This window comes from Plantibacter cousiniae (nom. nud.) (assembly GCF_977070315.1).
Genome location: NZ_CDRVEU010000003.1, coordinates 321076 through 333532 on the forward strand (window position 1 = coordinate 321076; position 12457 = coordinate 333532).

The following is a 12457-nucleotide window of genomic DNA, read 5'->3' on the forward strand; positions in this document are numbered from 1 at the left end:
GATTGATCAATAGCGGGACGGCCCGCTTCCCATCACGAAACCGAGCGCGACTGGGTTTCCGGGGTTATGCCATGTTCGACAAACTGCTGATCGCCAACCGTGGCGCCATTGCCTGCCGCATCCTGCGGACCCTGCGTACCTTGCAGGTCAAGGGCGTGGCGGTGTATTCCGAAGCCGACGCTGCCAGCCTGCACCTGATGCAGGCCAACGAAGCCCACAGCCTGGGCGAAGGTGGCGCAGCCGGAACCTATCTGGCGGTGGACAAGATCCTCGCCATTGCCAAAGCCAGCGGCGCCAAAGCCATTCATCCCGGCTACGGGTTCCTCTCCGAAAACGCCGCGTTCGCTCAAGCCTGCGAAGACGCCGGTATCGCCTTCGTCGGGCCAACGCCCGAGCAACTGCGCGTATTCGGCCTCAAGCACACTGCTCGCGCACTGGCCAGACAGCATGGCGTGCCCATGCTCGAAGGCACCGAACTGCTCGACAGCCTTGAATCAGCCATCGCGGCGGCCCGTACCATCGGCTATCCGGTCATGCTCAAGAGCACGGCAGGCGGTGGCGGGATCGGCATGCGAGTGTGCCGCAGCGCTGAAGAACTGGCCGACTCGTTCGAGGCGGTGAAGCGCCTTGGCCAGAACAATTTCAGCGACGCGGGTGTGTTCATCGAGAAATACATCCAGCGCGCGCGCCATCTGGAGGTACAGGTGTTCGGCGACGGCCAGGGCGAGGTGCTGGCGCTCGGCGTACGCGACTGCTCGGTACAGCGGCGCAATCAGAAAGTACTGGAAGAAACCCCGGCCCCGAACCTGCCGCACGGCATGGCCGAAGAACTCTGCGCAGCGGCTGTCAAACTCGCCAGGGCAGTCAATTATCGCAGCGCCGGGACGGTCGAGTTCGTCTTCGACAGTGACGATCAGCGCTTCTATTTTCTGGAAGTGAACACACGCTTGCAGGTCGAGCACGGCGTCACCGAGCAGGTCTGGGGCGTGGATCTGGTCAGCTGGATGGTGCAACTGGCTGCCGGTGATCTACCGCCGCTGGATCAGTTGCAGGCCGGCCTGAAACCGGTTGGCCATGCGATTCAGGCGCGGCTGTACGCGGAAGATCCGGGGCGTGACTTTCAGCCCTGCCCTGGCTTGCTGACTGCGGCTGATTTCCCGCCTGCCGATGGCCGGACGCTACGTATCGACACTTGGGTCGAGGCCGGCTGCGAGATACCGCCGTACTTCGACCCGATGATCGCCAAGCTGATCCGTTGGGCACCGACCCGCGAGGACGCCAGCGCCGGACTGATCGATGCGCTGAACGAAACGCGTCTGTACGGTGTGGAAACCAATCGCGACTATCTGCGCCAGATCATTGCCGACGCGCCGTTCGCCAGTGGCCAGCCGTGGACCCGCTGCCTGGAAGATCTGGTGTATCACGCTGACACCTTCGAGGTGTTGAGCGGCGGCACGCAGACCAGCGTTCAGGATTATCCGGGACGACTGGGCTACTGGGCGGTCGGCGTACCGCCATCCGGTCCGATGGACAGCCGCGCGTTGCGCCAGGGCAATGGCCTGCTGGGCAACCCGGAAGGATGCGCCGCGCTGGAAATCACCATGAGTGGGCCGCTACTGCGCTTCAACACCGATGCGGTGGTCGCAGTGACCGGTGCGCATATCCCGATCACCGTCGATGGCCAATCCTGTGCCATGAATACCGCGCTTCTGGTGCACGCCGGGGCGACGTTGTCGCTGGGCACCATCGCAGGTGCCGGTGTACGCAGCTATCTGTGCGTGCGCGGTGGGCTCGACGTGCCGGATTATCTGGGCAGCAAAAGTACCTTTACCCTCGGCCAGTTCGGCGGTCACGGAGGTCGCGCGCTGAGGGCCGGCGATGTGCTGCACGTCGCGCCTCTGGTGGAACGCAGTGCGGGACAACGGATTGCCGATGAAGCCCTTGAAGCGCTGACAGATATCCGCCGGATGAGGGTCATTTACGGCCCGCATGCGGCCCCGGAATACTTCACCGAAGCGTACATCGAGAGGTTTTTTGCGACCGACTGGGAAGTGCATTTCAACTCCAGCCGCACCGGCGTACGTCTGATCGGCCCCAAACCCGAATGGGTGCGTGCAGATGGTGGCGAGGCGGGGTTGCACCCGTCCAACATTCACGACAACCCCTATGCGATCGGCGCGGTGGATTTCACCGGCGACATGCCGGTAATCCTGGGCCCGGATGGACCCAGCCTGGGCGGATTCGTGTGCCCGGTGACCATCATCGAAGCGGACCTGTGGCAGCTAGGGCAATTGAAGGCTGGCGACAAGGTCCGGTTTCATCCGGTGAGTGTCGAGGCGTGTCATGCAGCGATGAACTCAACATCTCACTGGAAAAACACCCGTGGGAGCGAGCTTGTTCGCGAAGGCTATATTCCAGACGCAGTAAATCCATCGACTGCAACGCCCTCTTCGCGAGCAAGCTCGCTCCCACAGAGCACCGCAAACTCCTGTGGGAGCAAAGTTGTCCGCATAGAGGATTTGCCCTCCCCGATCATTCTCGACATCGGTCAGGACGATAAACGCCTGGTTGCGCGCCTGTCCGGCGATACCCATCTGCTCCTGGAAATCGGGGCGCCGGAGCTGGATCTAGTGCTGCGTCTGCGCGGCCATGCCTTGATGCTTGCGCTGGAGGCCAAGGCGCTGGCGGGGGTGATCGATCTGACGCCGGGCATTCGCTCACTGCAAGTCCATTACCGCCCCGAGCAACTGCCGCTTCGGCAACTGCTCGACATCGTCGCCGGAGAGTGGGACGCCGTGTGCGCCGCGAAAGACCTGCAAGTGGCCTCGCGCATCGTCCATCTGCCACTGTCCTGGGATGACCCGGCCTGCCAACTGGCCATCGAAAAATACATGACCACCGTGCGCAAGGACGCCCCCTGGTGCCCGAGCAACCTGGAGTTCATCCGCCGCATCAATGATCTGCCCAACCTCGATGAAGTACAGCGCACGGTGTTCGATGCCAGTTATCTGGTCATGGGGCTGGGCGATGTGTACCTCGGCGCACCGGTCGCCACGCCTCTGGACCCACGTCATCGATTAGTGACCACCAAGTACAACCCGGCGCGCACCTGGACCGCCGAGAATTCGGTGGGAATCGGCGGCGCCTACATGTGCGTGTACGGCATGGAAGGCCCCGGCGGTTATCAGTTCGTCGGCCGCACGCTGCAGATGTGGAATCGCTATCGCGACGTCGCCGCCTTCGAGGGCAAACCATGGCTGTTGCGCTTCTTCGATCAGATCCGTTTCTACCCGGTCAGCGCCGACGAACTGTTGCGTATCCGCCGCGACTTCCCGCTGGGTCGCTTCGCCCTTAACATCGAACACAGCACCCTGAATCTGGCTGACTACCAGGCCTTCCTGATCCGCGAAGCCGAAGGCATTACGGCATTCCGCGCCCAGCAAAACGCCGCCTTCAACGCCGAGCGCGAACGCTGGATCGCTAACGGGCAGGCCGATTTTGAGAGCGATGAAGGCGTGGCGCCGAACACTGAAGCACAGCCTCTGCAACCCGGTCAGCAAGGCGTCGACAGCCACATCGCCGGCAATCTCTGGCAAGTCCAGGTGCAACCGGGCGACCGCGTGGAAGCGGGCGATGTGCTGGTGATTCTGGAGTCGATGAAAATGGAAATCCCCCTGCTCGCCCCGATCGCCGGCGTGGTGCAGGACGTCAGGGTGCAACCCGGCTCGGCAGTACGCGCAGGGCAACGGGTCGTGGTGCTGGCCGCAGACTGAATCGACCGACGTTTTACTTTCGAGGGAATCCCGTCATGAACGACACAGCACTGCTCAATGACCTGCGCCTGGACACCGTCCGCGCGGCCTACCAGTCAGGCCGGATATCACCGCGCCAGCTGATCCTGGCGCTGCGCGAAAAGGCCGCACGGCTGAACAGCGATTATCACCTGTTCATCCACCTGCTCAGCGCAGCTGAACTTGAGCCTTACCTGGCCGCGCTGGACGATCGTGATCCCAGAGACCTGCCGCTGTTCGGCGTGCCCTTCGCGATCAAGGACAATATTGATCTGGCGGCCATTCCAACCACCGCGGCCTGCCCGGACTATGCCTACACACCCGAACACTCGGCAAGCGTCGTCACGCAACTGATCGCGCTGGGCGCAGTGCCCATGGGCAAGACCAATCTGGACCAGTTCGCCACGGGCTTGAACGGCAGCCGCTCGCCCTATGGCGCCTGCCCCAACAGCGTGTTGAACGAGTACCCGTCCGGCGGCTCGAGCGCCGGCTCGTCGCTGGCCGTGGCGCTGGGCGTCAGCAGTTTCTCGCTGGGCACCGATACGGCGGGCTCGGGCCGGGTGCCTGCGGCCCTGAACAACCTGGTGGGGATGAAAGCCAGCAAGGGGTTGATTTCCACGGCAGGCTTGGTGCCCGCATGCCGCACGCAGGATTGTGTCTCGACCTTCACCGCCACAGCACGGGAAGCCAGCGAGCTATTGGCGCTGATCGCCACGTTTGATCCGCGCGACGAGTACAGTCGTCGCAACCCGCTGTGGAACGACGCCTCGGCTTTTGGCGCACCTCGCCCGTTTCGCTTCGGAGTACCCCGCGCCGAGGACCTGCAGTTCTTCGGCTGTACCGAAGGGCCGAGGCTGTTCAACGCTGCCATCGACCACCTGACCGCGCTGGGTGGCGAAGCGGTCACGGTGGACCTGTCACCGTTTCTCGAAGCGGCGCGGTTGTTGTACGAGGGGCCGTGGGTGGCCGAACGCTACAGCGTCGCCGGGCAGTTAATGGAAGAACACCCTGACGCGGTATTGTCGGTGATACGCGACGTGCTGGCCAAGGCTCCCCAGGTCAGTGGAGTCGATACGTTTCGCGCGCAATACCGCCTGCAAGCGCTCAAGGCAGCGTGCGATCGGGCACTTGAAGGGCTGGAGTGCGTGGTGACGCCAAGCATCGGCCGCCCGGTGACATTGGCAGAGCTGGCGGCCGAGCCGGTGTTGCGCAATTCGGAGCTGGGTTACTACACGAACTTCGTCAACCTGCTCGATTACGCCGCCGTCGCCGTGCCCAGCGCTTTCATGGGCAACGGTCTGCCGTGGGGCGTGACGTTGTTCGGACGGGCATTCACCGATCAGTACCTGCTCAGTCTGGCCGACGCCTTGCAGCGGCAAACCGCCCTGCCCTTGATTGGCGGCGAATCACCTCGGCTGACTGTGCCGCAGACCACTGCGCGCAACGATATGGCGCGGCTGGTGGTCTGCGGTGCCCATCTGGACGGGCTGGCCTTGAACTGGCAGCTCAGGCAACGCGGGGCACGCCTGCTGGAAACCACGCAAAGCTCGGCCGACTATCGGTTGTATGCGCTGGCCGGTGGTCCGCCCTTCAGGCCTGGCATGGTGCGGGTGGCCGAACACGGCGTAGCCATCGACGTGGAGGTCTGGGAGTTGCCAAGTATCGAGTTGGGGTCGTTTCTGACCGGCATTCCGGCACCGCTCGGGCTGGGCAAAGTGCAATTGGCCGACGGTCGCTGGGAGACCGGTTTCATCTGCGAAGCCTATGGTCTGGAGGGTGCCCGCGACATCAGCCCTCTCGGTGGCTGGCGCGCGCACGTGCAGCAACAGCATTAAGCATAAAAGCGGCATGCTCAGACGTGCCGCCTCGCTCTTTCAACGTGACGAGCAGTCGCACTACATAGTTATGACCTTCCACATCGCGCTTCCCGAAATAATGGGCATTCACTCATTTTGACCGCACGTCATGAATCCCATCTGGAGTCCGCTTCGTCAGGACACACTGTTTCACCCGTCCTCTTTGCTGCTGGAACAAACCAGCATTCTGCGCCCCGAGCACAGCAATAGCAGGCACGACACGTTGAACGCGTCGGCGCCGTTTATCCTGCCAGACGGCTTTTCAGCGCCCGAACCGACGCCGTTGCCTGCGATAGCCGAAGAAAGCGAGCCGGAAGACGCCGCGCCACACATCGAACGTCAACTCAGAGCCATGCGTAGCAGCGCAGGTTTCCGGCTGATTGCCGACTCGACATTGCTCCTGAAAGCCTGCCAACTGGACATGGACTTTCCACCGACCCGACAGGATTACGTTCGCCAGCACCTGACCACGCTGCTCAGGCAGCAGAGCGGCAAGGCACTCGACCCGGACGTACTGCAAATCACCTTCAGCGATGATGACCGACCTGCTGTGGACGACAATGGACACGAGCATTACAGCGTCAGCCTGTCGCTGACCGATGTAGCGCTGGCCAGTTTCGACCCCGCGCATTTCCAGGCGCTGTCTCGTAGCACCCTTGCCGACTTTTCACTATGCGAAGACACGCCAGCGCTGACCACGGCGCGAATGTTCAAGCTGATCGGCGAGCTGCCGCTCAAACGCAATTACAACGCCGTACTGGAGGCGTTCAGAGCCCGCCACGAGGCGACCTGGCGCACCTTGTCGCGGCTGGCGTTCCTTGACAACCTGGCTCGGCAGCTCAACCACAGGCACATCAGCCGGGACGGTTATTGGCTGGCGCGGGACGCCATGGGACTTGACCGGTCTCCCGTCGACACCGACACGATCAGCATGAGCGGACGAGGTGAAAAATCCGAGGTCCGGGTCCTGACGCTGAATGGCAAACAGGTGCCGGGGATATTTCAGATCAGCTCGAAAACCACGTCGCACTGTTTCATTCACATTCTGGGTGCCAAGGGTAACGTCATCGAATATATCAGCGATGATCCACGCCAGATGAGCAAGCGGCTGTTGACGGCCATGAACGCCTCAGGGCTCTACGGCCAGGTATTTCTTTCGCTTGAGCAGCACGCCGGCATCGTTGTCGAGGCGCCACTGATCGAAGGCGACCTGTTCAGCGCACTGACCCAGGCTTCGTTCGCCGGGCTTCTTGCCGACAGCCACACGCGCAGCACGCTCGACCTGCTCAGGCCAGTCGCTCGCGGCCTGGCGCTGGCAGGTGCAGCCGACCTGTGGCAGACACAGCCGAGCATTTTGGAGCAGATCCCGGTTGCGTCGAAAATGGCCGGCCAGGTCATGGCGAACTATCTGCAGGAAAACCACGCGCTGACGCTCAACCCCGAGCAGGTGTTCATTGCTTATCAACCTGGCTATTCGAGCAACCCCTTAGGCAACCCCCGGTTGCCGCCTACGTATGTGCACACGCCCGACCCTAGGCCGATCAGCCTGAGCGAGGCGCTGATGAGCAATTATCGAGTCGATCATCCTGCTGGCTACAACGATCACGGCGGCGGTACCGTGGTCTTTTTCGACCCCACCGGACAGGGCGACAATGAGCAGGGTCAGGTACTGGAGATCAGCCCGCAGGCGCTCGAGGACTACATCAGAGCTTTCGACTTTCTGACCTGGATGACTCAGCGCATCCACGACTTCTGGGATCAGCAGAGAGCCCCCATAGAACAGGCGTTCAGAACCACGTTCATCAGCCAGGCGCTGATCAGCCTGAAGCGCGGCAGCCTCACGCGCGGCACCTTCGATCTGCTCGTGGAAACCCTTGCGCCGGCTGCGCCCGATCAATGGCGGTCACTCGGTTTTTTCGTTCAAGGCGCGTTGACCGACGGCATGCAGGAGCAATACACCGGCCTGCTGGTACTTGAGCAGCCGGGCTTGCCGAACGTGCTTTATCAGGCAGGACATGCCGATGCGTTCATCGAGTTTGCAGATGACACGACGCTGAAGCTGCATCTGAACCGGGCAGCAGCCAATCCAGAATGGCGTGAGACGGTCATGCGCTATGTTCCCCGCCGCCATCACCAGCGCCTGGACTACCTGCTCAAATTATGGGCCGGGACACAGGCGCCCAACCCGCCCGTTTCCATCCTTCGCCCCTGGACCGATGCGCTTTACAACCCTGACACGCGCCAGGCCATGAGCCAGTCGTTGTGTGAAAAAAGGCTGGAAGACACGCCATTCGCTTTTCTGCACCAACTGCTCAAGCAGAACGCACTGGATGACGCAGAGGATCAGATCGTCACGTCGACGCAGGTAACACTGGCGGACTGGACCGAACGGCTTCAGCAATTACAGCGGCTGCTGGTGCCGATGTCATTGTTGCTGACACCTGCGCTTGTCGCCTCCCTGGCGACAGAGATTGGCATCACCTCGCTGGCTATTACCGCAACGCATCTGCCGGGCAGCCGTTACGCAGAGAAAAACCAGGCGCTGCTGGCCACGCTAACGCTGGGCTTGCTGCAACTGGCTCCGCACACGCCAAGGATGCTGCGCTCACTGAGCCGAATCGTAAAACCTGCCGTGAGCAGTTCCCAAACCGTAGCGATTACGCTCGACCGGGCCTTCGGCACACGACCGTTGCGCAGGCAGTTTGTCACACCGCGCCAGACCCGGCTGGAGAAGTTCTTTCACACCGACGCCCTGCTCAAACGCTGGACTGTCAGCACTGCCGTCTCGTCAAACCTGTTGCAGGTCCATGCCTGGAAGCTGGGTAGAAGGTTCCTTTTATGGACGTCGGACAGAGGTCAGGCGCGCACTCTGGTGGTCAGCAGCCACGGGTACTACACGCCGTGGTCCCGAACCGTGAAGATCCCCAATGGCACGGAGATTCGCACCTACGCGCCGCATGGCTACGAACTGGTGGACCCGAAACTGCATCGGGTCGTCAACAAGGATGCCCGGCCATTCGCACGTTCCAACACGGCAGTGCACAGCGTGATGCAGCCCACGCCGCTTGAACCCCTGCTTCTCACCAACAAGCTGATAGCAGGCACTTCGCTGCCCGGCAGACTGAAGAACTACAGCCTGTCCAAGTTTCAGACGACGACCAGCGAGAGTTATGACGAGATCGCAAGCGTGGTGGGCAACTCGCGGGCGTCGCCCTTGCGCGGCTGGTTCCCGCCGACGCCGATGGATGTTCTGACAGTACGCAATCGCTTTGGCATGCCCCCACCATCGCTGGCCGACCTGTTCGAAAGCCTATCCATTCAAGGCATCCATTACGACAGAATATTGCTGGTGCACTGCCGGTGTGCGGCGATATCGGCGCTGATGAACCGTTCACCCGTCTATCATGCCCCGACAGCGAGCTCGGTGATTGCTAATATGGCCTGAACCAAACACCCCGATCATCCAGCACGGCACTTACCTCCGACATGACAACGGTCTCCCCTGACACCGCGCTGTGCCCCTTGTGCGGCTTCAGCAACCAATGCAGCCTGGCCGATCCGCGCACCGTGGACCAGCCCTGCTGGTGCTTTTCGCAAAGCATCGACCCTGCATTGCTGGCAGCGCTGCCGGATAACCTTCGCGACAAGGCCTGTCTGTGCCCGCGCTGCGCCGGGATCGAAGATGCAGCGCCAAGTCCACAGGCACGCCGGGCCACAGAGTAAGATGCGCACCCCATACTCCGCTCGCTGTTATTGCCATGCGCCTTGATCGTTTCCTCAGCAACCTGCCACGCTTCAATCGTCAACAAGTGCGCCTGGCGCTGGCCAGCGGACGAGTGCAGGTAGACGGCCAGGCAACCCGCGACCCGCATCACGAAGTACGCGAATTCAGTTGTGTGGCGCTTGAAGAAGAAATCCTCCAGGCAGGCAAAGCTGCCCGATACTTCATGCTGCACAAACCCGAAGGCTGTGTCAGCGCGACGAGCGATGCGCAGCATCCGACCGTGCTCGACTTGCTGGACGAGCCTGACAAGCACGAACTGCACATCGCCGGACGGCTTGACTTCAATACCACCGGCCTGATGCTGCTAACCAACGATGGTCAATGGTCGCGACGACTGACTCAGCCACAGACCAAAATGCCCAAGGTGTATTACGTCGAGACCGAGCAACCGATCGACGAGCGCTACGCCGCGAAGTTTGCCGAAGGCCTGTATTTCGCATTCGAGAACATCACCACACAGCCGGCGCAATTGACCTTGTTGGGGCCGCGCAGTGCGCGCCTGAGCATTGTCGAAGGCCGCTATCATCAGGTGAAACGAATGTTCGGCCACTTCGACAACAAAGTGTTGCGCCTGCATCGGGAAAACATCGGCGCGCTGGCGCTGGACCACGACCTGCCCCCCGGCAGCTACCGCGCGCTTAACGTCGGGGAAATCGACCTGTTTTGAACGTCATGGCCGCCTGACAAACGCTGGTCGGATCGGCACAGGCTTTTGATCGACTATCGCCTGTCTGTCACGAAACTTGTGCAACGTCATAGGTACGCATACCTGTCTACGCCAGGAGTGACACCTATGTCGCCAGAAAAAGCAGTGCTCGACATACAAGGACAGTTTCGGGTTTATACCGAACTCTATCGCACCGATACCGCCGCCAAGACCATCATTCTGGTCAACGGCTCATTGGCCACCACCGCTTCATTTACCCAGACCGTCCGCAATCTCTACCCGACCTTCAACGTGGTGCTTTACGACCAGCCCTATTCAGGCAAATCCAAACCGCACAACCTGCATGGCGCGCCACTGACCCGGGAGGAAGAAGGCCAGTTGTTGCTGGAACTGATCGATCACTTCAACGCCGAGCACGTGCTGTCGTTCTCATGGGGCGGCGCGGCCACACTGGTTGCCCTGGCGCATCGGCCAAAACGCATCGAAAGCGCGGTAATCAGTTCGTTCTCCCCAGTGATCAACGAGAAGATGCATGACTACCTGTGTCACGGCATCACGCACCTGGGCGCGCATAGCCGTTATGACATGGGCCACTTGATCAACAACACCGTCGGCAAGCATCTGCCTGCGTTGTTCAAGCGCTTCAATTTCCGTCATATCAGCAGCCTGGATGCTCACGAGTATAACCAGATGCATTACCACTTCAGCCAGGTCCTGGAGCTCGACCCGGACAATTACCTGACCGCAGGCAAGAACATCACCGTCCCCGTGCTGTTCATCAACGGAGCCCTGGACGAATACACCTGCGCAAACGACGCCGCCCACTTCTCCAGATACCTGCGCGACTGCTGCTTCAGCACCATCGACGCTACCGGCCACTTTCTGGACATGGAACACAAGGCCGCCTGCCGTGACTCGAAACAGGTGCTGATGAATTTTCTGCAACCGGCACAGACGCCACGCAACGCCCATAACCGCGCTCAGGACTACCCGTCCCTGACCTTCTGAAAACCGCACACGAAGCCACCGTCAGCTGCGCAGCAGTATCATCTGGCGGTTGGTTTTCGGGGTGAGTATCAGGAGGCAAAGCGCTGCGCAGTGAAATTAGCGCTTCAAATCAGGGCAGGGTTCTGGTACAAAGTCAGCCGCTCAGAGCAGCTCTCAGAGCGGGTATAGTTTAGTGGTAAAACGAAAGCTTCCCAAGCTTTAGTTGAGGGTTCGATTCCCTCTACCCGCTCCATTTCAGTCTTTCACAAAATCTGCTCTGCACTCCTGAAATTCCTCCCCCTTGCCGTTCAAAACTCCCCCTCTCCCCGCCTCCACTCTCAGATAGCAAAACCCAGAAACACGTCAATGCAACTCAAACATCGAAGTCATCGCAGTAGACCGGCACTGGCCTTCCCCACCCCCGCCTCTCCCGGCACCCGCGCCTTGGCTTCTTGCGCCGAAACCGGCACCACCAGGTACTGCCGATACTCGCGGAACGCCTGCAGGGCAGAGGCGTCCTGCGGGCGATAGTCGTCGCCGCTATCCTGTTGCCGATTCGCCACACAAGGCCTGCCGATCACGCTCATGCACACGTTGTTTGCAGCCGCTGAAACCGGATCGAACAAGGCGAATGCCGTACCTGGCTGATCCTTATCGTTGAACAGTGGGTGGGCTACGTTCTCGAAGTCGTTCCCTTCAACCAGCAACTGTGAAGATGAGGTCCGCGACATGATTGCGCCTTGGTAGGTCATACGCTGAAAGACGTTGTTGACCAGTTGGGCAAGAACCTGCGCATTGTTCATACCGCCTGAATGCGGTGCTCTGCCGGAGGTGTCGTGTACGTAGTTTCTCGACAGCGTCAGCATGTCCTGACTGCCGAGGAACAGCCATACCCAGTAATGATGGCCATCGCAGGTAGACGAGTAAGGCGTTCGGCAGTCGAACTCATTGCTGGAAATGGTGATGTGTGACGCAGAGCCCCAGCCCGTAACAATCATCTGTCTGCCGATCCGCGCGAAGGTATTGTGATCGATCCAGACGCCATCAGCCTTGTTCAGGGTCAGCGCATCGCCGCCCCATACGACACGTGGATTGATATCCGAAAGCGTCAGGTTGCGAACGATCACGTTATGCGCGCCGTCGCCAATGAACAGCCCAGCGCCCTGAATGCCTGCCTTGTCGCCAAGCCCGATCAATGTCTTGTTGGAGCCGACTTTCAGTGGTTTCAGCCCCGCGTTATCGTAGGTCACCATAACGGGCGGCCTTGATTGGCAGAAGTTGTTCGCACCATTCAGTGCAAGTTGCTCCCCCCCTGCGGGCAAGGTTTCACGACGCAGCCAGGCTCAGTGGTTGTTGTATTGCCGTTGGCAAT

At 60.8% G+C, this 12457-nt stretch carries 7 protein-coding genes and 1 tRNA gene; 7 read left to right on the forward strand and 1 reads right to left on the reverse strand.

Annotated elements, in window-relative coordinates; all coding sequences use genetic code 11:
* Nucleotides 1–71: 71 nt before the first annotated feature.
* The 7 genes from uca (at nt 72) to ACW55A_RS08300 (ending at nt 11338) form a co-directional block, all read left to right on the forward strand.
* Entirely contained in the window at nt 72–3773 is a 3702-nt protein-coding gene (gene uca / locus ACW55A_RS08270) for an urea carboxylase (RefSeq protein ID WP_498810909.1), read from the forward strand.
* A gap of 35 nt (nt 3774–3808) precedes the next feature.
* A complete protein-coding gene (atzF, locus tag ACW55A_RS08275) occupies nt 3809–5626 on the forward strand; it encodes an allophanate hydrolase (RefSeq protein WP_498810908.1) in 1818 nt (605 codons plus the stop codon).
* 130 nt (nt 5627–5756) lie between these two features.
* Nucleotides 5757–9092, forward strand: coding sequence for a dermonecrotic toxin domain-containing protein (locus ACW55A_RS08280; protein WP_455808690.1), 3336 nt, complete (start codon nt 5757–5759; stop codon nt 9090–9092).
* A 41-nt stretch (nt 9093–9133) separates the two neighbouring features.
* On the forward strand, nt 9134–9370 hold the full coding sequence (locus ACW55A_RS08285) for a cysteine-rich CWC family protein (RefSeq protein ID WP_455808689.1): 237 nt from the start codon (nt 9134–9136) through the stop codon (nt 9368–9370).
* Nucleotides 9371–9405: 35 nt separating this feature from the next.
* On the forward strand, nt 9406–10098 hold the full coding sequence (locus tag ACW55A_RS08290; RefSeq protein ID WP_455808688.1) for a pseudouridine synthase: 693 nt from the start codon (nt 9406–9408) through the stop codon (nt 10096–10098).
* Between the two features lie 126 nt (nt 10099–10224).
* The gene (locus ACW55A_RS08295; RefSeq protein ID WP_455808687.1) at nt 10225–11106 is read left to right on the forward strand and encodes an alpha/beta fold hydrolase; all 882 of its coding nucleotides are present in this window, start codon (nt 10225–10227) and stop codon (nt 11104–11106) included.
* A gap of 158 nt (nt 11107–11264) precedes the next feature.
* A tRNA-Gly gene (locus ACW55A_RS08300) sits at nt 11265–11338 on the forward strand.
* Nucleotides 11339–11471: 133 nt separating this feature from the next.
* Here ACW55A_RS08300 and ACW55A_RS08305 read toward each other — a convergent pair.
* Nucleotides 11472–12338 carry a pectate lyase family protein gene (locus tag ACW55A_RS08305; protein WP_498810907.1) on the reverse strand — a complete coding sequence of 289 codons (867 nt, stop codon included), beginning with the start codon at nt 12336–12338 and terminating at the stop codon, nt 11472–11474.
* Nucleotides 12339–12457: the final 119 nt, after the last annotated feature.